The 26373-nt window shown below is 35.2% G+C and carries 29 protein-coding genes, 1 pseudogene and 1 riboswitch; of the genes and pseudogenes, 19 read left to right on the top strand and 11 right to left on the bottom strand.

The features are described 5' to 3' along the window. Positions 1-377 precede the first annotated feature (377 nt). Both AC3WSO_RS22930 and AC3WSO_RS22925 read left to right on the top strand, forming a co-directional pair. A pseudogene (locus AC3WSO_RS22930) lies at positions 378-1151 on the top strand (Cof-type HAD-IIB family hydrolase). A 102-nt stretch (positions 1152-1253) separates the two neighbouring features. Next, positions 1254-1850, top strand: coding sequence for a DedA family protein (locus AC3WSO_RS22925; protein WP_492533929.1), 597 nt, complete (start codon positions 1254-1256; stop codon positions 1848-1850). 52 nt (positions 1851-1902) lie between these two features. Here the strand turns inward: AC3WSO_RS22925 and AC3WSO_RS22920 are convergent, their stop codons facing one another. Together AC3WSO_RS22920 and AC3WSO_RS22915 are read right to left on the bottom strand one after the other, a co-directional pair. Further along, entirely contained in the window at positions 1903-2640 is a 738-nt protein-coding gene (locus AC3WSO_RS22920) for a cyclase family protein (RefSeq protein ID WP_492533928.1), read from the bottom strand. A 98-nt stretch (positions 2641-2738) separates the two neighbouring features. Next, a riboswitch (SAM riboswitch) is annotated at positions 2739-2843 on the bottom strand. A gap of 140 nt (positions 2844-2983) precedes the next feature. Beyond that, positions 2984-3391, bottom strand: coding sequence for a YuzC family spore coat inner layer protein (locus AC3WSO_RS22915; RefSeq protein ID WP_492533926.1), 408 nt, complete (start codon positions 3389-3391; stop codon positions 2984-2986). Positions 3392-3546: 155 nt separating this feature from the next. On the opposite strand from AC3WSO_RS22915, the gene AC3WSO_RS22910 reads away from it, so the two are divergent. After that, entirely contained in the window at positions 3547-4098 is a 552-nt protein-coding gene (locus AC3WSO_RS22910; RefSeq protein ID WP_492533924.1) for an SMI1/KNR4 family protein, read from the top strand. Positions 4099-4160: 62 nt separating this feature from the next. Here AC3WSO_RS22910 and AC3WSO_RS22905 read toward each other — a convergent pair whose 3' ends face one another. Further along, positions 4161-5345, bottom strand: coding sequence for an MFS transporter (locus tag AC3WSO_RS22905; protein WP_492533923.1), 1185 nt, complete (start codon positions 5343-5345; stop codon positions 4161-4163). 109 nt (positions 5346-5454) lie between these two features. Between AC3WSO_RS22905 and AC3WSO_RS22900 the strand changes: the two genes are divergently transcribed. Then, positions 5455-5838 carry a winged helix-turn-helix transcriptional regulator gene (locus AC3WSO_RS22900; protein WP_492533921.1) on the top strand — a complete coding sequence of 128 codons (384 nt, stop codon included), beginning with the start codon at positions 5455-5457 and terminating at the stop codon, positions 5836-5838. Between the two features lie 69 nt (positions 5839-5907). Here the strand turns inward: AC3WSO_RS22900 and AC3WSO_RS22895 are convergent, their stop codons facing one another. Beyond that, positions 5908-6750, bottom strand: coding sequence for an aldo/keto reductase (locus tag AC3WSO_RS22895; RefSeq protein ID WP_492534468.1), 843 nt, complete (start codon positions 6748-6750; stop codon positions 5908-5910). 691 nt (positions 6751-7441) lie between these two features. Here AC3WSO_RS22895 and AC3WSO_RS22890 point away from each other — a divergent pair. Continuing rightward, positions 7442-7786, top strand: a complete 345-nt coding sequence (locus tag AC3WSO_RS22890) for a GNAT family N-acetyltransferase (RefSeq protein WP_492533919.1) — start codon at positions 7442-7444, stop codon at positions 7784-7786. A 78-nt stretch (positions 7787-7864) separates the two neighbouring features. Further along, positions 7865-8308 (top strand): VOC family protein, encoded by a 444-nt coding sequence (locus AC3WSO_RS22885; protein ID WP_492533917.1) that lies wholly within the window; start codon positions 7865-7867, stop codon positions 8306-8308. Positions 8309-8599: 291 nt separating this feature from the next. Here the strand turns inward: AC3WSO_RS22885 and AC3WSO_RS22880 are convergent, their stop codons facing one another. Continuing rightward, positions 8600-9661 carry a hypothetical protein gene (locus tag AC3WSO_RS22880; RefSeq protein WP_492533916.1) on the bottom strand — a complete coding sequence of 354 codons (1062 nt, stop codon included), beginning with the start codon at positions 9659-9661 and terminating at the stop codon, positions 8600-8602. 1072 nt (positions 9662-10733) lie between these two features. Here AC3WSO_RS22880 and AC3WSO_RS22875 point away from each other — a divergent pair. From AC3WSO_RS22875 to AC3WSO_RS22845, 7 genes are all read left to right on the top strand, one after another. Further along, complete coding sequence (locus AC3WSO_RS22875) at positions 10734-11402, top strand: response regulator transcription factor (protein ID WP_492533914.1); 669 nt, start codon at positions 10734-10736, stop codon at positions 11400-11402. After that, positions 11399-12751, top strand: a complete 1353-nt coding sequence (locus AC3WSO_RS22870; RefSeq protein WP_492533912.1) for a HAMP domain-containing sensor histidine kinase — start codon at positions 11399-11401, stop codon at positions 12749-12751. The genes AC3WSO_RS22875 and AC3WSO_RS22870 overlap by 4 nt, the downstream gene beginning before the upstream one ends. Positions 12752-13124: 373 nt before the next feature. Continuing rightward, complete coding sequence (locus AC3WSO_RS22865; protein WP_492533910.1) at positions 13125-14036, top strand: ABC transporter ATP-binding protein; 912 nt, start codon at positions 13125-13127, stop codon at positions 14034-14036. Next, positions 14033-14743: an ABC transporter permease gene (locus AC3WSO_RS22860; protein ID WP_492533908.1), complete on the top strand. Its 711-nt coding sequence runs from the start codon at positions 14033-14035 to the stop codon at positions 14741-14743. The genes AC3WSO_RS22865 and AC3WSO_RS22860 overlap by 4 nt, the downstream gene beginning before the upstream one ends. Then, the gene (locus tag AC3WSO_RS22855; protein WP_492533906.1) at positions 14743-15477 is read left to right on the top strand and encodes an ABC transporter permease; all 735 of its coding nucleotides are present in this window, start codon (positions 14743-14745) and stop codon (positions 15475-15477) included. Before AC3WSO_RS22860 ends, AC3WSO_RS22855 begins: the two co-directional genes overlap by 1 nt. Positions 15478-15610: 133 nt before the next feature. Then, the gene (locus AC3WSO_RS22850; RefSeq protein WP_492533904.1) at positions 15611-16873 is read left to right on the top strand and encodes an erythromycin esterase family protein; all 1263 of its coding nucleotides are present in this window, start codon (positions 15611-15613) and stop codon (positions 16871-16873) included. A 224-nt stretch (positions 16874-17097) separates the two neighbouring features. Continuing rightward, positions 17098-17256, top strand: a complete 159-nt coding sequence (locus AC3WSO_RS22845) for a DUF1540 domain-containing protein (protein ID WP_082172635.1) — start codon at positions 17098-17100, stop codon at positions 17254-17256. 46 nt (positions 17257-17302) lie between these two features. Here the strand turns inward: AC3WSO_RS22845 and AC3WSO_RS22840 are convergent, their stop codons facing one another. From AC3WSO_RS22840 to AC3WSO_RS22830, 3 genes are all read right to left on the bottom strand, one after another. Then, positions 17303-17548 (bottom strand): group-specific protein, encoded by a 246-nt coding sequence (locus AC3WSO_RS22840; protein WP_492533902.1) that lies wholly within the window; start codon positions 17546-17548, stop codon positions 17303-17305. A 163-nt stretch (positions 17549-17711) separates the two neighbouring features. After that, the gene (locus AC3WSO_RS22835; RefSeq protein ID WP_492533900.1) at positions 17712-18806 is read right to left on the bottom strand and encodes a sensor histidine kinase; all 1095 of its coding nucleotides are present in this window, start codon (positions 18804-18806) and stop codon (positions 17712-17714) included. Further along, a complete protein-coding gene (locus tag AC3WSO_RS22830) occupies positions 18797-19522 on the bottom strand; it encodes a response regulator transcription factor (protein ID WP_492533898.1) in 726 nt (241 codons plus the stop codon). Before AC3WSO_RS22830 ends, AC3WSO_RS22835 begins: the two co-directional genes overlap by 10 nt. Positions 19523-19679: 157 nt before the next feature. Between AC3WSO_RS22830 and AC3WSO_RS22825 the strand changes: the two genes are divergently transcribed. The 4 genes from AC3WSO_RS22825 to AC3WSO_RS22810 all read left to right on the top strand — a co-directional run bounded on the left by AC3WSO_RS22825 (position 19680) and on the right by AC3WSO_RS22810 (position 22934). Beyond that, on the top strand, positions 19680-20603 hold the full coding sequence (locus tag AC3WSO_RS22825; protein ID WP_492533896.1) for an ABC transporter ATP-binding protein: 924 nt from the start codon (positions 19680-19682) through the stop codon (positions 20601-20603). Next, the gene (locus AC3WSO_RS22820; RefSeq protein WP_492533895.1) at positions 20596-21294 is read left to right on the top strand and encodes an ABC transporter permease; all 699 of its coding nucleotides are present in this window, start codon (positions 20596-20598) and stop codon (positions 21292-21294) included. The genes AC3WSO_RS22825 and AC3WSO_RS22820 overlap by 8 nt, the downstream gene beginning before the upstream one ends. Positions 21295-21323: 29 nt before the next feature. Further along, complete coding sequence (locus tag AC3WSO_RS22815) at positions 21324-22193, top strand: DUF4097 family beta strand repeat-containing protein (RefSeq protein ID WP_492533893.1); 870 nt, start codon at positions 21324-21326, stop codon at positions 22191-22193. 93 nt (positions 22194-22286) lie between these two features. Continuing rightward, positions 22287-22934, top strand: a complete 648-nt coding sequence (locus AC3WSO_RS22810; RefSeq protein WP_492533891.1) for a uridine kinase family protein — start codon at positions 22287-22289, stop codon at positions 22932-22934. Positions 22935-23004: 70 nt separating this feature from the next. On the opposite strand, the gene AC3WSO_RS22805 is transcribed toward AC3WSO_RS22810, so the two are convergent. Together AC3WSO_RS22805 and AC3WSO_RS22800 are read right to left on the bottom strand one after the other, a co-directional pair. Next, on the bottom strand, positions 23005-23628 hold the full coding sequence (locus AC3WSO_RS22805) for a DUF2238 domain-containing protein (protein ID WP_492533889.1): 624 nt from the start codon (positions 23626-23628) through the stop codon (positions 23005-23007). Positions 23629-23743: 115 nt separating this feature from the next. Then, a complete protein-coding gene (locus tag AC3WSO_RS22800; RefSeq protein ID WP_079562172.1) occupies positions 23744-24046 on the bottom strand; it encodes a YunC family protein in 303 nt (100 codons plus the stop codon). A gap of 324 nt (positions 24047-24370) precedes the next feature. Here AC3WSO_RS22800 and AC3WSO_RS22795 point away from each other — a divergent pair, with 324 nt between their 5' ends. Then, on the top strand, positions 24371-25108 hold the full coding sequence (locus AC3WSO_RS22795) for a polysaccharide deacetylase family protein (RefSeq protein ID WP_492533887.1): 738 nt from the start codon (positions 24371-24373) through the stop codon (positions 25106-25108). Between the two features lie 87 nt (positions 25109-25195). Here the strand turns inward: AC3WSO_RS22795 and AC3WSO_RS22790 are convergent, their stop codons facing one another. Then, positions 25196-25450: a hypothetical protein gene (locus tag AC3WSO_RS22790; RefSeq protein ID WP_492533885.1), complete on the bottom strand. Its 255-nt coding sequence runs from the start codon at positions 25448-25450 to the stop codon at positions 25196-25198. 107 nt (positions 25451-25557) lie between these two features. Here AC3WSO_RS22790 and AC3WSO_RS22785 point away from each other — a divergent pair, with 107 nt between their 5' ends. Next, positions 25558-26346, top strand: a complete 789-nt coding sequence (locus AC3WSO_RS22785; RefSeq protein ID WP_492533883.1) for a DUF2268 domain-containing putative Zn-dependent protease — start codon at positions 25558-25560, stop codon at positions 26344-26346. Positions 26347-26373 lie beyond the last annotated feature (27 nt).

Below are 26373 nucleotides of genomic sequence, written 5' to 3'. Positions count from 1 at the left end.
ATTCTATGTTCTTTGGTATACTCCTTTGGAATTATTAAAATAAAAATGTTCATTACTTTCTTAGTTATTTGAAATTTAGGTATGTACCCGTAATAGTGTTTATCGGTGTAGTTAAAGCAAGTTATACATTCTTTTTAGTTTGTCAAAATACGTACATATATTTAATTAAAAAGCTATTATATTTTAAAGTTATTGTATATGCAATATTACCTATAATCAACTTCGATATAAAGATGTTTCTTAATTTAGAAAAATATAAGCTTATTGTTGACCAGATGGAGTCATTCAATGCTTGCCTGTAGTGAAAATTAGTCTTTTTATTATAGATTTATCATCATGCACCTGGTGAAAATATACAAAATGATAAGGAGCGAACAATGGATTATAAAATTGTATTCTTTGATGTAGATGGAACGCTTGTTAATTATGAAGATGGTCGTATGCAAGAAAGTACAAGGACCGCAATTTAACAATTGAAGGATAATGGAATTCATATTGTAGCTGCTACAGGAAGACCTTTATCAATGTGCCAGGATTTAAGAAATGTAGGAATAGAGACGTTTATTACAGCTAATGGTGCATATGTTAAGCACCAAGATCAAGTCATACATAAAATACCGGTTGCCAAAGAAGTGGTCCAAGTAGTAAAGGCTTTTGCTGATGAAAATAAACAAAGTCTATCGTTTTTTACAGAAACATTATCAATGAATAACGTTCAAGAAGAAAAGACATTAAAAGCTATGAGAGAAACATTATCATTGCGAGAGTTTCCCGTTATTAATGAAGATATTGTAAAACAAGAGGTGTATTTAATGTGTTTATATGGTGATGGGGACGTTGAGAAAAAGTATGCCTCCGCATTTCCTCATTTATTATTTAAAAGGTGGCACCCTAACATTACAAATGTTTTGCAGCATGATGTTTCTAAGTCTATTGCTGTTCAAGCTGTACTAACATATTTCGACTTGAGTCCTGAAGAAGCACTTGCTTTTGGGGATGGAGATAATGATATCGACATGCTAGAGCAGGTCGGCTTCGGTATTGCAATGGGTAACGGTAGTGAAGCATTAAAAAATATCGCTGATTTTGTAACAAAAAAATCAACTGAAGATGGTATTGATTATGCTCTTCGCGAGTTAAAAATCATTTAATGGAGAAAACTGTATTGAATTTATAACACTCATAATGTTGTCTCCATTGAGTTATGATAAAGCTAACTATAAAAATTACTATGCTTTAGGTGGGATGGATTTATGGCACAGCACGTGCAATCTCTTATTGAGCATTACGGATATTTTGGCATCATTGTTATCCTAGTTGGAGGTATTGTTGGGCTGCCGCTTCCAGATGAGATATTTTTGACATATGTAGGGTATAGTGTATATAGCGAAACTCTCGCGCACATCCCAGCTTTAATCAGCGCTATCGTAGGTGCGGTAGGGGGGATTACTTTGAGCTACTATATAGGCTATAGATTCGGGCTACCTTTATTGCAAAAATACGGTTCGAAAATTCATATTACTGAGCAGAAAATTGATTTCACTAAAAATTTATTTGCAAAAATAGGGCCGGGATTATTATTAATAGGATATTTTATTCCTGGTGTGCGTCATCTTACAGCATATATTGCGGCTATTAATAATTATCCTTATAAAAAATTTGCTTTCTTTGCGTATGCGGGAGCAGTTATATGGACATTTACGTTTATTACTTTAGGTAATGTACTAGGTGACAAATGGCATTATGTTGAGGTGTTTTTATCCCGCTACAGCATTTATACTATAGTATTGTTCATAATAATTATGTTGATCGTTTATGTTGTTTTTAAAAAAAGGAATCCCGCTAAATAAATGATTAAGAAAGGTCTGGTTCAAAATTTATTGAATCAGACCTGTTGCTATATTAAGGCAATATAGCAAATGAACGGACAGGGAATCCAGATGCTTTTTCCGGCTTCGGCACAATATTGAATATAACGGCCCCTTTTGGAGGTAGCTTATCCAAATTTGTCATAAGCTCAATTTGATAAGTATCTTGCTCAAGCACAAAATATTCGCCGTCTAACTTACCGTTTTTACGAAAATCTGTTGCTGAATCCGTATCAAAAGTTTCGTGGCCGATTGCACTTACTTTTCGTTCGTTGAATAAAAATTGCAACGCTTCTAATCCCCAACCAGGAATATGATTATTGCCATCATTATCTTTGTTGCTGAAAGCCTCTTTATCTGGCCAACGTTTACTCCAATCTGTACGCAACGCAACGAAGGTACCATCTTCAATTTCTCCATATTCAGCTTCAAAGTTAAGAATATCTCGAACGCTTAACGTGTAGTCGTTGTTAATTTCTGCTTCCTTCGATTTATCAATAACGATTAGTGGGAGTACTAGTTCTTTTAGCTCCAATTCCTCTAAATAGCGTGTTTCTCGCACGAAATGGATCGGTGGGTCGATATGTGTTCCGTATTGCCCAGGGAAAGTGAATTGTTGTGCAAAGAAGCCATCATCATGGGAAAATAATGTTTCAAATTTTGCATCATCAAACATAAAGAAATGAGGAGAGTTTGGACCAAAAGTATGTGTTAAATCAACCCATACTTTTGATTTCAAAAGTTGTATTGCTTGTAAAAGTTTGTTTGTCAATATAGTTCCCTGCTTTCTGTTAATTATTTTGAATGCAACAATAAAAAAGAGTCCTCCTTGTAGAAGAGGACTCTTGTGCAAAGCAACAACTGTAAGTCTTCTCATCTTCAAGGCTAAATTTTGCCATTTGGAATTAGCACCATACCTATAGGCTGGTTGCTGAGACTTCATAGGGCCAATCCCTCCGTCTCTCTTGATAAGAAAATGAAATATAGGAATTTTCAGAAATTAAATTTACAAATACTTTAGCATATTTGTTTATAGGTTACAAGTTCCATAGGGATACATGGTTAAAATTCATAGCTAAAGGCAAAAAAGAGGCCCTCTTCAAAGGACCAACTTTTCACCAACCCAAAATTAGTGTTAGCTTACAACAGCTACTTTCAGTAAATGTTATACGAAATCCATCTGGTGTATAGGTAGTTTCGAATTTTATCGTAATGCCTGTTGACGCAATTAACTTTTCAACTTCTGTTTTATTTGATTGTTGTGCTGCATTCATAAGATCATGCGCAAATTGCTCGGATTCATCAATTTTATCCGTAAGTAATTGTGCTTGCTGCATAAGAACCTTGATTCGTTTCGTGGAAGTCTTTAATTTCACTGTATTGATGGATGGAAATGGACTTCTATTCGTTGGATCAGGCATTGCTAGATGTCTAGAAGGTTGTTGAGTAGTTGGTTGATTTGCCATTACCCATGCCGGATAATAATTAGGATAGATAAAATACGGATAAGGATTGTAATACAACTAAATTTCCTCCTATCCTATAGTCGATACATTATCTTATGTACAACAAAGACTTTCTGTGTTAATGGCTGATGCTTTGAAAAGCCTGAGCGAAAAGGAGTCAGTGCAACGGCTTAAATTCTTGACCAATTTATTCTTCTAAAGGAGTTTTTAAGATGAATATTCGTGCATACATAAAAAAGGGTTTTGAAGTTTACTACGAACGTTATAATCAGGTGTCAGAAGAAGGATTTTGTAGGTGGATGTGCCCTGACGTACCTGAAGAAATGAAAGTAGTTGATATCGATGCAGAGTGGTCTATGTGGAGAATGATTCCTTCCACTGTAACAGAGGAAGATATTCAAACGTTAGAAAAAGAGTTTGGGCTTAATTTTCCCGAATGGTATAAAGCTTTTATTTCAACATATCACCATTATTTTGGTGTAATACCTGACCAAAGTATTGAAGAACCTTTAAATAACGTAAGGGATATGTTTAATCCATCATTATGTAGTTTAGGATACCTTCCATTTTCATGGGATACAGAGTATGGAAAAATAATTTGTATTGATTTAAATAATAATACTGATGAAGAAAATTGTGCAATTTATCAAATCGAACATGAAATTTTATTTGATGATGCTGCTGATATTCAATCGTCATTAGATTATCTGTATCCAAATTTCAAGGCATATTTTGATGATACTTTTCTTGAATCTAATAAATAGCAAAAAGGAAGGGGCATTTTAGACAGCACCTTCCTCGCATTTTTTTACTTATAAGCACGTAACTATTGTTTGTTTTTATCGAAGATTAACCATAGGAACGTAGTAGCTGCAGCAATCATCACCATGCCGAATCCGTATATAGGAGTATGAGCTAATGATTGTTGGCGAACGATAATTCCTCCAATGTATGATCCTAGGAAAATACCAATGTTAAAGGCCGAAATATTTAATGCTGAAGCCATTGAAATAGCTGATGGTATATATTTTTCAGAAATCTGAACGGCATAAAGCTGTAATCCCGGTACATTCATAAACATAAATAGTCCCATAATTAAGACCATTATTAATCCACCGATTGATGATTCTAAGAAGAAGTTGATACCGAGTAGAGCTAATGCTAAGCCGATAAGGATAATAAAGATAGAACGTAAAGGGTTGTTATTCGCAAAATGACCACCTAATGTATTACCAATGGCAACGCAAATACCGTATACAACTAAAATCACGACTATTGCTTTAGGTGAGTAGCCCATATACTGCTCTAAAATAGGAGAAATATACGTATAAACTACGAATGCGCCACCATATCCGATGGCAGTAATAAAGAGAATTAATAACATTCGTATATTCCCTAATACTTTTCCGATATCGCGAATTGATATTGGATTGCTTTTCGATAACTGACTAGGAACAAGTATGGCATTACTAATTAATCCGATAATACCTATGATTACAATGAAAATGAACGACATTCGCCAATCAGTTACTTGTCCAATAAAAGTTCCTAGTGGGACACCAGTCACAGTTGCTAATGTTAGCCCTGTGAACATAAAAGCTATTGCGCTTGCTCGTTTATTAGGCGCTACAACATCTGCAGCGATAACAGAGGCAATAGACATAAACACACCATGTGCTAATGCTGAAATAACACGCCCCGTTAGTAGTAATGAGAATGAGGGTGCTAATGCTGCAAGTAAATTACCGATAATAAACAGTACCATAACAAGCAGTAATACATTTTTGCGACTTATGCGCGATGTTAATGCTGTTAAAAGCGGTGCACCAATAGTTACTCCTAGTGCATATATAGATACGGTTAAACCCGCAGTACTTAATGTTATATCAAAATCTTCTGTAATTAATGGAAGTAGTCCAACGCTTATAAATTCTGTAGAGCCGATACCAAATGCACTAATCGCAAGTGCGAGTAATGTTAGTTTGGCATTCGGCACTTTTGTATCTTTCATTCTATTAATATCTCCTTTGATTTTTTTTATAGTATATAGTAATATTCATACATATCGTAAAGTTGTATAGGGTACTTTTAGTTACTTTTGAATATTACGGGGGTTTACAATGAAAAAAGTTTTTAATATTGGTGTTGAAGCCACTCTTGAAGTAATTGGGGGTAAATGGAAACCTGTTATTCTTTGTCATCTTAACCACCATGGTAAGATTCGTACGAATGAATTTCGCCGATTGATTCCAGGCATTTCGCAAAAAATGCTAACAACCCAATTGCGTGAATTAGAGCAGTCTGGATTAATTAATCGCAAGGTTTTCAATCAAGTACCGCCAAAAGTTGAATATTCGCTAACACCTTATGGCCAAGAGATGGACCCTGTGCTGAACGTGCTTTGCACTTGGGGTGAAAAACATATCGAAATGCTGCAAGATAAAGGTGAAGATGTACTAATAATGCAACGTGATGAAGATATCGCAATACAACATACATCTTAAATAGAATGGAAAGAGACTGTCTAAGAGAAGAAAATAAGACAGTCTCTTTCGCATTTACATAGCTATCATTTACATGACAAAATCAAACTCATCTGGGTTTGGTCCAACACGTTGATCTAGATTCATGGCGTTAATGATAGCCATCTCTTCATCAGTTAGTGTGAAATCGAAAATATCAGCGTTTTGAATCATACGTTCTTTGCGTACAGATTTTGGAATTGTGACAATACCATTTTGAATATCCCAGCGTAAGATAACTTGAGGATTTGATTTCCCGTATTTTTCAGCTATTTTTGAAATAGTTTCATTTTCTAGAAGTCCACCTTGCATTAATGGAGCCCAAGCTTCCATTTGAATATTGTGCTCTTCACAGAATGAACGTACCTCAGTTTGTTGTAAGCGTGGATGAAGTTCCACTTGGTTAATAACTGGTTTGATACGAGCGATTTTAAGAAGATCTTGTAAGTGTGATACTTGGAAGTTACATACCCCAATAGCTTTAATTTTCCCTTGCTCGTATAAATCTTCAAGTGCTCTCCAAGATTCTGCAAATTTATTTTTACCTGGCCAATGAATAAGATAAAGGTCTAAATAATCTAGGGCTAATTTTTTTAAGCTGTCTTCGTATGCTGCGATTGTCTCTTCGTAGCTCAAGCCATCGTTCCATACTTTAGATGTAATAAATAAATCCTCGCGTTTTAAACCAGTAGTTGCTAGTGCTTGACTAATACCTTCACCAACACCTGCTTCATTACCATAAATAGCAGCAGTATCGATACTACGGTAACCAACCTCGATTGCATTTTTTACCATTTCTGCTGTAACATCATTCGGTACTAGGAATACGCCTAGACCCATACCAGGCATTTGTAAGCCGTTATTTAATGTAATTTTATCTTGTAAATGATTAATCATTTTTCTGTCCTCCAATTTTCGTTTGTGCTATGTTGCTTTCTCATTATGCTTCCATACCATTGCAAAAAAAAGTACGCACTTTTTAGTTTCATAGAAACGTGGAGGTTACTTTTGTGAGATATCAATGGTTCGCAGGAAGAAATTTTTATTAGTTTATGTAGTTCGGTCTTCTGTGTAGGCTACAATTAGTGGTAGAAAAGTAAATCCTATAGGGTGGTGAATAAGGTGTGGTAATGACGAAAAACTCGGCAGATCACTTAGAAATGACGGAAATCAAGATGTTTGAGTCGAGGCTGAATGCAATTAAGGAAATTCAGAACAATGCTATGGGAGTTGAGATTGGTCAATTTGATGGTGTCTATGCTTTCTCCATAAAAAAATCCCCGGTCCCTCTTACAATGTGGTAAAGGGTGATAGCTTGGGTTCGGAGAATACGATAGATAAAATCCTAAGCTTTTATAGAAAAAGAGAAATACCAGTTCGATTTGATTTAGCCCCTCAATATGTAAATGCTACTTCGCTACAAAAATTACATAATGCTGGTCTTTTTCAGAGTGATTTTCATGCAACATTATATTAGCTAAACGAAGAGACGGTAGGGAAAACAAAGAATTCGTGCATTAAACTAAGACAAATCAAGGAAGACGAATTTGATCGTTACGGAAATATCTATGTTGAAGGTTTTGGTATGCCAGCATTTTTAGCCGAAGGTGTTGCAATCAATAATCAAGTTTTGTATGACAAGCCCGGTTGGTCGTTTTATATTGCTTCTCTTCAGGGTGAGGACGTAGGTATCGGTTCCTTGTATATAAATGATGGAACAGCCATTTTAGCCGCATCTGCTGTAAAGCCAAAAGCCCGTGATCAAGGTATTCATCAAGCATTAATACAGCTTCGTATCAACGAAGCTATTCAACAAAATTGTAGTTTAATAATCGGACATGCCAAATTTGCATCCATTAGCCAAAACAATATGGAGCGTTGTAGATTGAAAATGGCTTATACAAAGAGTATATGGGCAGAAGCAACATGAGGATTGTAAGAAGCTAGAAGGGGATTCCATGCTTAAGATAGAATAAGTAATTGAATCTTTTATAAAGGAGAGAATGGGATGAATCGTTTAAATTTAATTACATTGGGTGTGAAAGATATGGTCGAGTCTCTTAGGTTTTATAGAGAGGGTCTGGGTTTTGAAGTGATTGTGTATGGTGAGGAAACAAATCCAGATGTTATTTTCTTTAATAATGGAGGGACAAAAATCTCACTGTTTTCGATTGACCGTTTAGTAAAAGATATTAACGAAGCAAATCCACCAGTAATCGGCAATGGCTTTAATGGAATCACACTTGCTTATAACGGAAAGTCGAAAGAAGAAGTTGATCAAGTGTTTGAATTAGCTAAAAATGCCGGAGCGCAAATCGTCAAGGAGCCAGAAACTGTATTTTGGGGTGGGTATAGTGGCTATTTCCAAGATCCAAACGGCTACTATTGGGAAGTTGCTTACGGGGACATGTGGCAGTTTGATGATCATGATATGTTGATTATTACTGAATAAAAGTAAGAAAGACGTAATTGGGGGAATCCAAATACGCCTTTATATGCCGTTTGTAGCCGAGTGGGACCTTGATGTAACTCCTTATATGAGTAAGGGATACCTTATAGATAAAGGTCAAATAATTAGTGATACCCAATTAAGCAGTTATACCGTTTTCCTTGGTTTAACGTTCCAAGATGTTTCTGAATGAATATTATATTATGTTATGTAGAGAACCCTGTAGCTCATCGGAGAATTTACGATAAGTTACAGGGTTCCTTTATTTAACGAGAAATTTTTTAATATATTTAATTACTCTGTAATCAGTATCGCCGCTGGGGTGTTAAGCGAGCCAGCTGTAGAAGTATAGACTGAATGTGTAACACTAGTTCCTTTAGGTACAGTAAATGTAGCAATCCGAACACCTTGGGTATTGGAAGACAGTGTAGGAACACCATAAGTTGGATCATTGTTCCAACGTACAGCACCGCCGTATGAACCTCCACGACCTGTCAAATATACCTTTAATGTTTTATCGGCTTGAGTTGGGTTTTTGAAAGTGATATTCGCCTTGTAAATAACACCATAATGCCCCTTATTAGTTGCTACAGCATCGCCAGGCGTATAGCTAGTGTCTTTAGTCATTAAGTTGTCATTAATACCATTATTTATGGAGAAACTTTTATTGCCGTCTCCGACAGTATATAGAGCAGCAGAGCCACTTGAAGTACCAAAGCCATCGATATTGGAAAAGTTCCAAGAACCACGCGGATGAGTCCCAACTGGTGACACAACTGCATTTTGATTACTACGAAGATCGGCAGTAGTGCTTTTAGCAGCTACTGTTCGGACTTTATAAGACATTGGAGAACTAGACGATAAAGTAAACTCAATAATTCCACCCACCAAATAACCATTTGGTACTTTCCATTCTTTAACTAATCCAACTTTCCCCGCTGCAATGGAACTATCAACCGGAGAACTAGGCGTTAATGTATTTCCGAGTAAAGCTTTTGCGGCACATTTCCCATGAGCTACAAAGCCGGTAATCGTATCGATACAGTCTTTAACACCAGAGACTTTATACGTACTGCCACTTGAGCCATTACCAATGGTAACACCGAACTTGATAGTCGCACCTGTGTTATTTAGATGCCAAACAAACATTCGATAAGTTACACTCTGTAATCCAGATGCAGCATCTGCCCAAAGAGTTGCATAACCATTAGTAAATGGAACAGAGCTATTAATAGTTTCTGGATTATCAGACAAGAAAAAACGTTGATTATTACTTGCCTTACCGTATAATTTTAAAGATGGCACAACATTTGGGATTGTCACAGCAGTTAAATCAGATTGAGAACATGAAGCCATTATTATTTCCTCCTAAAAGTTAATTGAGATGTGAGACTAGTGGATGTCGTTGATTAAGGTTATCCACGAACCTTGTTATCAACGATTTCTCGCTCTCATATAAGTAAAGTGTTTAAGAGGGGGAATAAAACAACCTTCATTTTATTTTTTTTTATGCAATCGATTAGGCTACTCCGAATGTTGGTGCATGTTACACGTTTTTGCTAATGTATATGTAATTTTTTTAAATTCGCTTCAAGCGAAAGTCATTACATTTCTGTTTTACAGAAAAGATTTGACGCAAGTGTATTAATCCAAGTTTCTTTTAAGGTAGCATTTTTATGCCATAAGTTTTATTTGATAGCAATAATGTTAATAGTTGATATTCTCGCTTTATGCGTGAAATATATATAAAGCTGATTGATCCTTTATGGATGAATCAGCTTTTTTGTTTTTAAAAATCATATTTGAGAGGGGAAATTAATTGTTATTTATCGAGTGGTTTCAAAGTACAAGTCAGTTGGAGTCATAAGAGGACTTCTACAAGAGAAGAACTACAAGGACAACCTTTGTTAGAAAGAGTTTTGGGTCCGATGTATGGCGGTGTAATAAATGGAAAAGTCGTTGTTCGCTACGAAGATCAAGCAGTATATGACATATTGTCATCATAAAATAAAAAATAAGATAGGGATGTGGTTAAATGAAATCAATTCAAATTTCTTTTTATGACATGACAAAAGAAGGAAAATTCGTTATATCAAAAAATGAAACGTAAAATTGTTAATGGCAATGATGTTCTTTTGAAAGAAATGATGTCTATTGTGGGCGAAGAAGTTATTGAGTATTAAATAAACAAGATATTATTGAAATAGATAAAATGATGAAAAAGAAGCGGACCACAGAAGTGGAATAGTTTTTGAAAAATAAAGAGTTGTAAGTAAAGAAAAAGAATGGGTGCATAGTCGCTCATTCTTTTTTGTACAAATAGGGAGCCGCTTCCCATTGAGTACAAATCTATGAAATCGTATAATACAAATATGCTTTTAATAACATTTATTTCAAATATATAGAGTAGTTTGGGAGGATTACCATTTTGTATAATATATTGTACATAGAAGACGAAAAAGAGATTGGCCAATGGGTGACAAAGGATTTGACGGAAAGAGGCTATGAGGTTACATGGCTTGAATCTGGGGAGGAGGTCGATCAGCACATAGCTTTTAAAGATATCGCTATATTGGATGTGATGCTGCCAGGCTTAGATGGCTTTTCAATTGGCAAAAGAATTAAGCGGGAAAATAAAGAAATCCCGATTTTAATGTTGTCAGCAAGAACTGCTGTAGAGGATAAAATAGAGGGTCTTAACTTCGCAGATGATTATTTAACGAAGCCCTTCCACCCAGATGAACTTATAGCCCGTATAGAGGTATTACTAAGAAGATATCAAAAAAATGATGATGTATTAGATCTTCAGCATTTAAAAATTTTTACGAAAGATATGCGGATTATAAACAAGGAAACTAATGAAGAAATTCAATTAACGGGTAAGCAATTCTATTTATTACAGTATTTTATTCGCCATTTAAATCAAATTTTAACGAAGGAGCAGCTCTATGAAGGTATCTGGGGAGAAAGCTACATGGAAGGCGATAAGACATTAATGGTACATATTCGATACTTAAGAGAAAAAATAGAAATAAATCCAGCTAAGCCGACAATTATTGAAACCATTCGTGGTATTGGATATAGGGTGAAACAATGAAATTTTTTCGATCATTATTAGCTAAGTATATGCTGATTATTTTTTTAGCCATATCTATTGTTCAATTATCATACTTTGCAATTGCTGCTTTTGTGTTTGGAGTAGGAAAGACAAATTTTTCAAGTGAAGTCCTCATGGAAAGCGAAGTAGAGGAAAAGTGGCTTACAGAAGCTAAGAGCATAAAAAATTTTACAGAGGAAACAATTGCTCAACATTTTAAGGATTGGAAGGGTCAGTACCCTAAATCATCCATGTTTTGGATAAGTGAAGATGGTACATTACTGACAAAGGTGGACGTAAAGGAGCACCTACCATCAAAATGGACCCCGGCATTTACAACAAAATTTATAAAAGAACATTATGGAGAAGATCCGTTTACAGTTATAGCTTTTTTAGGACGGGATGAATCAAATGGATTTATCGTTTTTGAGATCCCTAGAGAAGTGTTTAATCCACCTCTTAAAAATGTTTATGAACAATATGGGAACCTTTTAATTGCCGGTGTTTTTGCGATTATTTTATTTTTCATTATCATCTCCTTTTTATTTTTCAGAGGGATTCGAAAACGGCTATTGCACCTACAAGAAGCAATGGAAATTCGTGATGTAGATGGTTTACCTATTGAAACGAAGGTTAAGAAGAAGGACGAAATCGGTCAGCTCGAACAAAGCTTTAATCGCATGGTATGTGAGCTTAGGGAAAGTAAGAATCGCGAGCAGAAGGAAGAACAGTTAAGACGCGAATTGATTGCTAATTTATCACATGATTTACGAACGCCATTAACGAAAATACGGGCGCAATCCTATTCAATAAGTAAAGAAGCATTATCAGAGGATGGAAAACAAGCGATTAAGGCAATGGAAGCATCGATTATTAGTGTTGACGCTTTAATAGAAAATTTAATGTCCTATACATTACTGATGGCTAGCAAATATAAATTTGAGGCGAAAGAAATCAACGTTATTCGTTTTGTGCGTGAGCAAATGACTACATGGTATTCAGTGTTTGAAAAGGAAGGCTTTGAAATCGATATTGAAATATATTCATTTGAGAAAAATGATTGGCAAGTGGACCCGATTTGGCTTGGACGTATATTTGATAATTTATTTCAAAATATATTACGCCATGCAAGTAGCGGGAAATATATTGGCGTTGAAACCGAATCGACGGAGCATTATGATGCATTTATCATAAAAGATCACGGGAACGGAATGAAAAATGAATCCAATGCTAAAGGCGCTGGTATCGGATTATCTATAGTCGATATTATGGTGAAGGGCATGAATTTAGATTGGGATATTGAGTCAAGTGAATCTGGCACCAAGATTAAAATTAAACACTACAAGTAGAATAATTCGTGAAGTATGTTAAGGCATGCCTGCTTCATTTTCATACTTAGATTGATTGTCTAAATAGTATGTTTGCAAAGTTTATGGCATCTGATTTTTTGATTCATCATCCATGCAGGTTCATATGGAAAAACATAGAGAGCCTTATGTAGCTTGGATTTCCGTTCCGACTGGGCGCTTTGTAGCTGCCGCTTCGCTTTCGCTACAGAAAACATCCGCTGCTGCAGGTCTCGTCTGCGACGCTGTCCCCAAGGCGTCGCACAGTCTCCAATCCAATCAACTTAAATAAAGTGACTTTTTTAAACAAAATTTAACCTTGAACCTTACCTATTTTTAACCTTCATTTCTTATGATAATTACAGAGGTGAGGACAATGGAATATATCGTACAAACAGAAAATTTATCGAAGAGCTTTGGTAAAGAGCAAGCTGTATCAAATATAAATTTAAAAATACGCAAAGGTGAAATATATGGATTTTTAGGACCAAATGGAGCGGGGAAAACGACGACGATTCGTATGCTTCTTGGATTGATGAAGCCATCTTCTGGGACAATCAAAATCTTCCAAAAAGATTTAAAGAAAGAACGAATTAATATTTTAGCAAAGGTTGGTTCATTAGTAGAGAACCCTTCCTATTATCCACATTTAACAGCCTATGAAAATTTAGAAGCGTTACGAAAAATTTTAGGTGTACCCAAGTCACGCATTGATGAAGTATTAGAAATTGTTCGTTTGAAGGATGCTGCAGATAAAAAAGTAAAAGGCTTTTCTCTTGGGATGAAGCAACGTTTAGGTATTGCTGCATCTTTGTTACATAATCCTGAATTACTTATTTTAGATGAACCAACGAATGGACTTGATCCATCTGGTATTATCGAAATTCGTAATTTGATTAAACGACTTCCTGAAGAATATGGAATGACGATTATTATTTCTAGCCATTTATTATCTGAAATAGATCAAATGGCAACGCAAGTGGGCATTGTTACGAAGGGGAAAATGATTTTCCAAGATTCTATTGAAGCAATGCGTAGATTTGCTCAGCCAAAGGTAGTCATTAAAGTGAGCGATAGTGAAAAGGGCTGGCGCTCACTAGTTGCAAATGGCATTAAGGCAGAACATAAGGATGACCGAATTTTATTCGATGAATGTTCAGATGAAAAAGTAGCGCATATTGTACAAATCCTTGTACAAGAAGGCATTTCCGTTTATCGAGTAGAGGAAGAAAAACGATCTTTAGAGGAGATTTTCCTTCAAATGACAACAGGAGAGCAATCGCTATGATAGGGAAACTATTAACTTCTGACTTTTTGAAAATTAAACGCAAAGGATTATGGTTTTTAACAGCTTTAGGACCAATAGGTGTTGTTGCCCTACAAATGGTGAACTATGGTATAAGAAGGGACTATTTGTTAGAGCAAAGCGAGGACGATTGGGGCTACTATTTATTAAACGTTCATTCATTTACACCACTTGCTATCGTTTTAGGGATTGCTATTTTAACTTCATTTATAGCGAGCATTGAAAATGAAACGAACGCGTGGAAGCAATTAATTGCACTACCAGTGTCTAAATTGACGGTGTATTTATCAAAGTTCACTGTTCTAGCAATTTTACTATTCTTGTCTTCTACGATTTTAATGCTAATGACACTGGCTTATGGAGTCTTTTTAGACTTAGGCGATAGTACACCATATATGGAAATTGCTAAATTTGCGTATTATCCATTTTTTGCTTCGCTGCCAATATTGGCACTTCAGCTTTGGATTGCAAGCGTTTGTCATAATCAGGGGATACCAATTACAGTAGGTATTTTCGGTGTTATATTTGCTTATTCATCATTTGTCTTGCCTGACTGGATGATTTGGAAATGGCCATCTTTAATGAATCAATGGGATGAGCCCGTTATTAATGTCATGCTTGGAGTAGGCATTGGTATTTTACTGTATATTATTGGAATGATAGATTTTGCTAGAAGGGATGTAAAGTAATGGGGTCTATACTGAGCGCGGAATGGTTTAAACTGCGAAAATCTAAAATGGTGCCATTAATTTTTGCGGGGCCGATAATCGGACTTTTTATCGGATTAACATCAAATTTTAGTGACATGTCAGGTACTGGAATTAACGAATGGTATAGCTCATTAATTTCTATGAATTTATTGTATGCATTATTATTCCTACCTTTAATTTCAGGAGTATTTGCAAGTCTTATTTGTAGATATGAACATCAATCTGGTGGCTGGAAACAACTTTTAGCACTACCTGTGACAAGAGGGAAAGTGTTTGTTGCAAAGTATGTATTAATTATGCTTCTTGTGATGGCGATGCAGATACTATATTTATGTTCTATATATGTAGTAGGTATTATGAAAGGCTACTCAGATCCTTTCCCAATGGAAATTGTGTGGAAAAGTATTCTTGGCGGATGGTTAGCAACAATGCCATTAGTAGCGTTGCAGCTATGGACGTCCATCATGTTTAAAAGCTTTGCTGCTCCATTTGCAGTAAACGTCACTTTTACTTTACCATCTATATTAGCGGTCAATTCTGCACGTTTTGGACCTTACTATCCATGGGGACAGCCCTTCTTGATGATGAATGTAGGAGGCAATACAGGTGATGCATTCTTCGTGCCTTGGGATCAATTGTTAACAGTTGTAGGAGGAGGATTCATACTGTTTTTCCTTGGCGGATATTTATATTTCCAACGAAAAGCTGTATAAAGGTAAAACCTTCGGACGCAATTATACTGAGGTCTAATTGATTCAGTGGGGATCTACTTCATCCTCACTAATTCTTAGTCCTCGCCAATCGGGTGATTACGGGCATTTAATAGATTAAGGGAGATTTTTTAAAATGGTATTTGTTAAAAGGAGCTTTTTATTAATTTCAGCATTATTTCTTTTGTTTTCTCTGGCGGGCTGCGGCAAGGGAGAAGCCGTTAAAGATGCTGCAAAATATACATCTGCGGTTGAAGATATCGATGTTCCAAATGATGTGAAAGTAATTGGTTTTGGTGAAGCGACACATGGAAACGTTGAATTCCAAACATTAAAGAAGGATGTATTTCAAGCTCTAATTAAAAATGAAAATGTTCGTGTTTTTGTATTAGAAGGTGATTTTGGTGGTGCTCAGCAAATTAATCAGTTTATTTTAAATGGTACTGGCACAGCTGAGGAAGCGGTAAAAGCTTTAGATTATGGTATCTATAAAACGGACCAAATGATTGAGTTTGTTCAGTGGATGCATGATTATAACATGACTGCCGATGAGAAAGATAAAATTTATTTTTACGGTAACGATATGCAACGCTATGATTTTAGTAAAAAAGGTTTGCTGGACTATTACGAAGTAGTTAATAGTGAAGGTGCTAAGAAATATAATGCGCAGCTAAAAGGTATATCGAATAAAACAATGAGAGATCTATCAACTAGTCAGCTAGAGGAACTTGATAAAAATATGGATGCAATCATAAAGGATTTACAAACAAATAGAGACTCTTATGAAAAGCAATCGTCGAAAGAAGCTTATTTATTTGCTACTCAATATGCACAAATTATGAAGCAGCGAACGCAATTATTTTTAAATGATAGTAATTACATGAATCTTCGTGATGAATATTTAGCGAACAACTTACAATGGATTGTTGATTTTGAAGCGGCTCAAGGTCATGATAAAGTACTGATGTCTGCTCATAATGGGCATATAGAGAAAACTTCTGCAAATGTGGCAGGATACAAATCTATGGGCCAATACTTAGATGAAGTGTATAAAGATGCGTACTTTGCTATTGGGACCGACTTTGTTAACAATACTTTCCAGGCGCAAAATGGATCAGGCGAAAGAAAAGAATATACGATTGAACATCATAATACTTTAGTAGACGCCTTTAGCGAGATCAAGGACAATATTTTCTATGTTGATTTTAAAAAGGCTAAAGAATCTCAGGAGTTAGCTGGCATTGTAGAAAAAGAACAAAGAATGGGTAATATCGGAGATGATTTTAGCTTTTGGTACAAGTTCACACAAATGCTTTATACGATTAAAATGACACCTGCCGAGGCATTTGATGGCGTTATAATTGTTCAAGAGGCAACACCAACAAAAGTTATAGAATAACATCGGAAAAAGTGCTATTACCTATATGAAGGCAATAGCATTTTTTTATAATTATGTCCCAAGTTTCTTTACCAGAAGGAATTCCTTCTATAGGTAACATACCGAAACAACAAAGCCAGTAAACATTTTATATAGGATGTTTACTCCTGTTTCATTACACCTCTATAACTAAGTATTGAATACCTCAATTTTGTTAATGATAAAAAAGAGGAGGTGTGGAAACGATGGCACAAGAAATTCTTTGTGAAGTCAATAACTGTACATTTTGGAACTCTGGAAACAGATGTGGTGCAGAAAAAATTTATGTTGTAAGTCAAAAAGGACAACAGGCATCTAATAGTGAAGAAACAGATTGTAAAACATTTAATCCTGAAACACATTAAATGTTTAAAGGGTAACCATATAAATGGTTACCCTTTTTCCATATCTTTATAAATAGACATCCACTTTTTCTTTGTTAAACAAAAGCGTATGGGCAATTTTCACTTTTTCCTCCACATAATCTAATGAATACTTTCCATAGGAATCTGTTAAATCACCAATCGCACGAGATAAATTATCAATAACAGGAATCAACGCTTCTAAGTGAGTAAGTACTCCACCTTTATTCATTTCATCAGTAATTTCATGAGCAAGATGTTGAATCTTTCTTAATCGCACTTTTTCAGATTGCATGAAATCCTCCTTGTTGAACCAATCTATGATGCTTAAATATATGTCAAACAATATAATTTCATGAATGATTACGATGGTCTTCTCATTGGTCGAATCCACGAAGAACTGCTCAAACCCAATAATCGACAGCTCAGGCGAAATCTAAAAGTGTACAAGTCCTATATTATTTTTTAGGCAATGTAATAATAAACATTGTCCCATTAGAAGATTCGCTTTGTACAGAGATAGTGCCATTATGAGCTTGAACGAGCTTATAAACGATCGCCATGCCCAATCCAGTACCTTCAGAAGAAGAATCTGTTGTAGTTCCACGATAATATTGTTGGAATATGTTCTCCATCATGTGTTGAGACATCCCTACACCGTTATCCACAATGTGGATTTCTACATGCTCAACCCTATCGAAAATCTGTGTATAAATGTTTGTGTTAGATGGATTGTGGATAATGGAATTCATAAGGATATTTTGTAATATGCGTTGCATGAATTTTGTATCAAAGTCAATGTTTATAATAGATGTATCTGTTTTAAAGTGCAATATATAGTCATTTGCTTGTGGATTGTTGCTTATGTTCGCAACAATTCTTCTTGTGAAATCCACAATATCCTGATTAGTTTTATGCAAGGGTAACTGACCATCTGTATTATTAAGCTGAATAACGAGACTTAAATCTTGAATAAGCTCCTCCATATGCATGCCTTTATCTGCAATCTCTTGAATAAAAGAGTGAGCTTCATCCTTAGACCAATCGTATTGTTCATTTAATAATAGAGTAGAGTAACCTGTAATATACGTTAATGGTGTTTTTAAATCATGTGAAATACCAGCAATCCATTCTTGTTTTGCTTGTTCAACCTTTTCACGTTCTGTTTCAGCAGCTTTTAATTTTCCTGATAAGGATTGTAGATGTTGAAGTACCTCTTGATATAACATATAACGCATCCGGAGCTTTCCTTTACGTGTATAGATTTTAGATAGTCCAACAGGCTGTTTGTAGTTTTCTTGTGATAGCTGATGAATCCAAGACATTATAAAACCAAGAGGACCCCCAAAGTACCAACCAAATACAGCAATACAAGCAAGGGTACTAAACCCAAAAATCCATAGTACTAGTAAATTCTCATAATCCTCACTCACAGATTTTTTAAAGAGTGGAAGTATTCCCTCGAGACCGATAATTATACAAATACCACTCAAAATCATCCACAGAATAATCCCCAATGCAAGATGCAACGTAAATCGAGTGTTTATTCGCATAGTGTATCTTCTTTCGGGGGAATGAATTTATAGCCAATGCCCCTTAAATTCACAATTATTTTAGGCTTACGTGTATCATCTCCAAGCTTTTTCCTTAGCTTTGAAATATGAATTGTAACGGTTTTCTCCTCACCATATACATCATTTCCCCACACGAATTCATAAAGCTGTGAAGTGGTGAAAATACGATTTGGATTTTTACAAAAGAAATGCAGTAGCTCTAGCTCTTTAGCTGTACATTCGACGAGCTGATTGTTAACGGTTAATGTAGCAGATTCAGGATTTAGAGCAAAATAACCGAAATCAAATTTTGTATACTGCTGTTGCTGAGAATGCTCATACATTTTTTGACGTCGAAGGATGACCTTTATTCGAGCGACTACCTCCAAAGGATTAAAAGGTTTTGTAATATAATCATCTCCACCGATACCTAATCCCGTTAATTTATCAAAATCAGTAGAGCGAGCACTGACAAAAATAATGGGTGTGTTTGAATGCTTACGTATTTCTGTGCAAAGTTCAAAGCCACTTATATCTGGTAGCATAATGTCGAGCAAAATAACATCGTACTGATTTTCTTTTACAAGCTGTAGTGTACTTTTTCCCGTCGAGGCAGTATCAATATTTATAAAGTTTTCTTTTCGTAATGTAATTTCTAATAATTTTAATATACCGATCTCATCATCAACGATTAGGATTTTTTCAGTAGTTTCCATTTTTATCCCTCATTTCAATTTCATCATAACAGCTTCTAGTCTTTATATCCTTATTCTCTTGAAAAAATTACAGTCATTTTCCATCGAGTTTACTTTGATTTTACTTGCACTTATTAAGCTTAATGTAACGAATTCAAAATAGTAGGGAGTAGATAACATGGAAACCGTTATTCAAATACATCAATTGAGTAAAAGCTTTAAAGGAGTCGAGACCGTATCGAATGTCAATATGAACGTTAAGAAGGGAGAAATTTATGGGTTTTTAGGTCCGAATGGGGCTGGAAAGACGACGATCATGAAGATGATTTTAAACTTAGTAAAACCAACTTCAGGTGAAATTAAAATAATGAATCAATCCATTTCCACTACTTCATATCAATACTTGAGCAAAATAGGCAGTATTATCGAGTATCCGGAATTTTATGAAAGACTGACAGCTAAAGAAAATTTAGAGCTTCACTGTGAGTATATTGGGGTTTATGAAAAGGGAGCGGTGGAGGAAGCGTTAGAGATAGTAGGTCTCAATGGTGTTGAACATAAAAAAATAAACGAATTTTCACTTGGGATGAAGCAAAGGTTAGGCATCGCACGGGCAATTGTCGCGAAACCAGAAATTCTAATTCTTGATGAGCCGATTAATGGTCTCGATCCTATAGGCATTAAAGATATACGCGAGCTTTTATTGCTGTTAAAAGAAGAGCATGGAATCACTATATTAATATCCAGTCATATCGTATCAGAAATTGAATCAATAGCAGATACAATTGGCATCCTTCATCATGGGAGATTGTTGAAAGAGATAAAGATAGAGGATATTCGAAAAGAAAATATGGAGTATTTGGAGTTTAAAATAGACGATGTGAAAAATGCGATTCATGTGTTGGAGAACAAGTTAGGTATTCGAAAATATGAAATTGTGGATCTGCATTGTATACGAATTTTTGAACATAACATTTCTCAATCTCAAATTAATAAGGAACTTATTTTAAACGACATTGTTGTCAATGGAATTGAAAAACAGCAACAGCATTTAGAAGAGTATTTCTTAAATCTTATTAATGGAGGGAATCAATATGCATAAACTACTAAGGCTTGAATGGAAAAAGAATTGTATGACTGGCTATTTTAAAGGTTTAATTATTTGTATTATAGGGATTTTTACTGCAGTTGCACTTATGGCAATAGGCCTTGATGACGAGAGTGAGTTTTTAAATTATACAGAATTTATGTCGTTAACGAATATTTTAATCAGAATAGTTTTTATCATTTTTTCGAGTGTGATTTTAGCTCGTTTAGTTATTGATGAATATAAAAATAAGACAGTTCAATTATTATTTACGTATCCATTAAAAAGGAAAAAACTTATTCTTGCTAAGCTTTCTTTAGTTTTCGGATTTTGTTTCTTTAGCATTATGATTGCAACTTTTATGATTAATATTGCTGTTTATTTTTTAAATCCAATGATGGGTTTGTTTGAAACACCTGTTGAGGTTCAAGAGATGGTAGCTACTATACCGTCAACCTTTATCAATGCATTTATGATGGCTGGGGTAAGCTTAATTCCTTTGTACTTTGGTATGCGAAAAAAGTCGACAGCTTCGACAATTACGTCAGCTGTTCTAATTGGATTCGTTATGAATGCAACGGTTTCTGATGGAACTACTTCTTCAAGTCTATATCAAATAATTGCTGTGCCAATTACTTTGTGTTTATTAGGGCTTCTTATTGGTTATCTGTCTTATCGAAAGGTAGATAAAGTGGATTTAACATAATATCCATCAATGAGAAATGAGGAGATAAAGTGAAAAAAGCTATAATTTTTCTTATATTAATAATTGCTTGCGCAGGTGTAGTGCTCGTTCTTAAAGTAAATAGCGAACAGAGCTTTAAAAAGCAACAGACCTTTGATGCACAACAAATTGAAGCATTAGAAATAAATAATGAAACGTGGAACATTTTATTGGAAAGTACGGACTCTAATGATCTGACAATTGCTATTGATGGGAAGCAACAAAAAAAGCAAAATGCTCCGGTAGAAATTAAACAGGACGGTAAAAAAATTAACGTACTTCAACATGATACTGAAGAAGGTTTTTTTAAAAACATTAGCATTGGAGATAAAGGAACAATTCGTATTTCTATTCCGAATAACACAGTGCATACCATTGGAATAAGCAATAGCAATGGTGATATTAACATTAATAATTTATCAACAAAAGACATTATAATCTCCAGTGATTCAGGGTATAAGGTCATTAAAGGATTAGTGGCAGATAAAGGTGAATTTACATCACAGGATGGGGAATTGAAGATGATGGATAGCACTGTGAATGAATTAACGATTGCTGCTATGAATGATGATAGCTACATTACTAGAGTCTCTAGTCCACAAATGAAAATTACTGCTGGAAACGGTGAAGTACTTATGAAAGAAATGGATGAAGAAAAATCAATATTTATAGAAACCGGGTCAGGAGATATTTCAGTATTCTATAAACAGGCACCAAGGTCATTAGAACTGTTAGCTAGCAGTAAATCCTCTGATATAACTGTTGATTTACAAGGGTTTAAGAAAGAAACACATACTGAAGATTCGACCAAAGGTAAAATAGGCGATGCTACAAAAAGGTTAGAAATAATTAGTGAATCTGGTGTAATTCGTGTAAAATAGCACTATAAAAACTAAAAACTGTAAATAATCTCTGAGCAGTAGTTAATATCAATGAGATTTTGCGTTAAATATGGAAGCAACAGCGGAGGAAAAATGGATAGGTTATTGCAAGATATCGTTACTTGGATCAAAAAAGAAAATAAATCAATTGTTATCGGAATTTCTGGACATGGTGCAGCAGGAAAGACAACGTTTGCCAATAGGCTTATGCACCTTCTGAATCATGATGACGTAAATTATATTAATACTGACCCATATATTGTTAGTTCAGATATACGAAAGCATTCAATTATCAATTATACTTATCGAAACGAGCAGCATCATTTTAAAGTGACAGCTTGCCATCCGGCAGCGCATCATTTACCTTCTTTGGAAAGAGACATTCAAATGGTTAGAAAAGGTCTGGATTTATTGACAATAGATACGCACTATATGAAAAGTGCGTTAACTTCTTCAAAAAATAAAGTAACAATTGTAGAGGGGATGAGTGCAGCATTTATTAATCCCAAACTATTTGATTTGAAAATTTATTTTTATACAGATAGTGATACGGAAATGCAGAGAAGGTCAGGACGTGATGTACTTGAACGGGGAGCTGATATCAATTATTTAAAGCAGTCCCATGAAGAACGTCGGATTCAATATGAATTGTTTATGCATCCGTATAGTCAGCATTTTGATATCATCTTTAAAACTTCTGATGAAACACTTTATGAAGAAAAAAATATATTTAAATTTTAGCTATAAATAAATCTGCTTTAATAACTTTAAGAGCCTCCGTAGTACTTAGACGGAAGGCTCATTTTCATATTTACTTTTCAAGTTTTTTTAATAATTTATCATGTAGTTTTGTAAATAGCAGTAAAGCTAAAATTGTCCCAAGGAAGGCCGAAAGCATGTCCCATTGTGCATCCCAGCGATCTCCTTGCATACCTACAAAATCTTTCGCTGCCCCACTACCCTTTGAAATTTTTGTACTGAGCCATTCAATTATTTCATAGAGAGCAGCAATAGCAAGGAGTATACTTATGGATATGCCTGTTAACCAGGCGCCTTTTACTAGTGGTGTTTTTCGAATTAATATTTCTCTTATGACGATGGCCATCAAACCTTTTAGGAAATGCCCAAATCGATCGTAGTCATTTCGTTTTAAGTGAAATTCCTCTTTGATCCAGTTAAAAAGTGGAACCTCCGAATAAGTATAGTGTCCACCAATAAATGTTAGAATAGACAAAAGGGCAATGATAAAATAAGAAAGTGTTGTAAGGCGAAACTTGTTATAAATAGTAACTACAATAATAATTGCAACGACAGCAGGACTAACTTCTGCGAGCCAGTCTAAATAGGATACTGGTTTTATGACAGACCACACGAAAATAATAAGTACTATTAACAACAAAATTGCATGTATTTTCCGATGATTATCTTTAGACAAAACGAACACTCCTTTTGTCTAAAGTATAGGAATAGAGTAAATAGCTTATACACCATTTTTACATAAGTCCGAAAAAGCGCCTAGCGTATTGCGCTGACGCTTTATAATAATTTTGTTATACCATTCTTAATAATGCCTCTACACCAGACATTCCTTCAGAAATACCAAGTTGATGTGCTTCATATGTCACAGATTCTAATGGAGCTGTCAATAACTCATCAATTGTTTTCACGCCAACTGCTCGACCTGCAATAATTTTCCGATCTGCTAAACGGTCATTTAATAGACCAACATCTAAAGCCCCGCACATAATGTATCCCGTGTCGTTAGAAATTGTTAGCAGTGTTGTTTTTGGTAATTGAACAACGATTGCAGTGAAAAAATGGCCTTTGATCATAATAGGCTCAATTGTTACCATCGAAATCACTCCTTTTCTCTATATACATATGGCGATAGTTAAAAAGGTGTTCGGCATTTTTACTAAAAATTATTAGTTACCTAAAACAACCGGTGTTTTGTATAAGAAAGATGCTGGTTGTTTTAAATTTTTATAATGCAAACCGTTGCCTCGTTTTTTTATATTCAAACATACGATAAGTATTTTAAACAGGGAAAATGAATAGCGTTTTGCAATAATTAAGAGGAGAAAACAGCCAAACCTTCATAAGTATAATTCATTGTAATTCGTAAATAGTAAGTTGACGGCGGAGTTATGTGAATTTGAACTTGGGAGGTGATGCTTATGACACGCAAATATGTATTAGTTCTATCCCTGTTTTTTTTAATCATATCGGTAATTTCTACAGTAGTGACAACCTATGCGAATAAAGGTCGACCTTATTATGAGGAGACAGGGGAAGTTGTATGGGACATTAACACAAAAGACAAAATAATTGCTCTAACCTTCGACGACGGCCCTCATCCCGAGTATACAGCAGCTATTTTAGATGTATTGGCTAAGTATGATGCAAAGGCGACGTTTTTTATTATTGGAAAAAATGCTGAAAAATATCCAGACCTTGTTTTACGATCTTATTCAGAAGGGCATGAGCTTGCCAATCATACGTATTCACATCCGTTTAAAGCTTCCATAGCTGAATTACAGTCACAACTACGTAAGACAAAAGAAATAATTTATAGTATTACTGGATTTTCACCGATTTTGTTCCGTCCTGTAGGTGGTAATTACAATGATCAAATGATCAATGCCGCTGTAAAGGATGGATACAAAGTAGTGATGTGGTCTTGGCATCAGGACACTCAAGATTGGAAACAGCCGGGGGTCAATAAAATTGTACAAAAAGTGATGAAGGGAACGGAGCCAGGTGATGTTATTTTGTTCCACGATGGAGGCGGCAATCGTACGCAGACCGTCAAAGCATTGGAGGAAATATTGCCAAAACTGAAGAAACAAGGCTATACATTTGTTACAATATCCGAGTTGATTAAAATCAAACAGCAACAAGAGCAAGTGCAATGAGGACAATAAGCCATCTCAGTAGATTGAAATGGCTTATTTCCCCTCCTTGTTATCGCGCAGCGGATAGTAAAATTAGTCATTTCAAGATTACCAAAATAATAGTGGTGCTAGGGCAATTCCGGCAACTAACCCAAATGCGATTCCAATTCCAAAACCTGCTCCTCTGAAACCCCAACCCCATCCTAAACCATAACCACCAAATCGTCTATCAGGTAGAATCCATACTTGTCTTCTATCCACCCTAGTTATTTCTCCATAATGTACTCTGCCACTTCTTTCTTCAATTCTTACACGTTTACCATGATATTGACAACAAAGATTATAAGTATCAGCTGGATTCACAAACTATCCCTCCTTTCGACTTCCTTACAAGCTAATATATGCGGTTGCGAACATTATCACTAGCCGATTGACTACTTCAGACATAAGCTAAAGTAAGGGGGGAATGTATGTCAGTAATACCAACAGATGAGTGGCTCAATCAATTAATAGCTAATCAAAAGCTAAATCACAAAAATTTTGAGGACTTACAACGATCTATTATTTGCAGTCGTTTAGTAGAGATTTTTATTGGTGGATCTCTAGATGAAATCCAATTTGAGTTACTGCAACAGGGACTTTTTCAGTCACATGAAAAAATAGATATTAACAAGTTAAAAAAACAAAACGTTTGGGAAGTAGTGCAGAAGGAATTTATTTATTTAAAGGAGAGATGGAGAGGTCCGAATATACCCATCTATATTTTCCCAATCACGCAGGAGCAAACGATGACTAAGAAAAACGGTGTTGCCTACCCAAATGCTTTGTTTTTATATATAGGGGGGCTTGAAAAGCAGGAGCTTAAAGCGTTATTTGCACATGAGTATAATCATGTTTGTCGTCTGCAATATGTAAATAAATCTCTAGACGAAGTGACTTTATTAGATTCTTTAATTTTAGAAGGATTAGCAGAATGTGCAGTGGAGGAAATTTACGGGGATAAATGGTTAGCACCATGGTTGAGGTACTACTCATTGGATAAGATGCTAGAAATTTGGAAGGGGCATTTTTTGCCTCAAATCAATATTCAAGGATTAAATAATCATGTTGAATTCTTATATGGTGGAAAGCTTCCTCAATGGATAGGATATTGCATTGGTTACGAAATAGTAAGGACCTTTATAAAAAATCATTCATCAAATAAACTTCATGAAAAAAGTTCAGAGGAAATACTTGCTGGCTCTGACTTTTCTCTATAGACGATACCTATATAAAAATAGCCAGCT

The organism is Lysinibacillus sp. EB106-09-02-XG168 (genome assembly GCF_058791475.1).
Note: the sequence above shows the minus strand (reverse complement) of the source record. Positions and strands in the feature narration are given on the sequence as shown.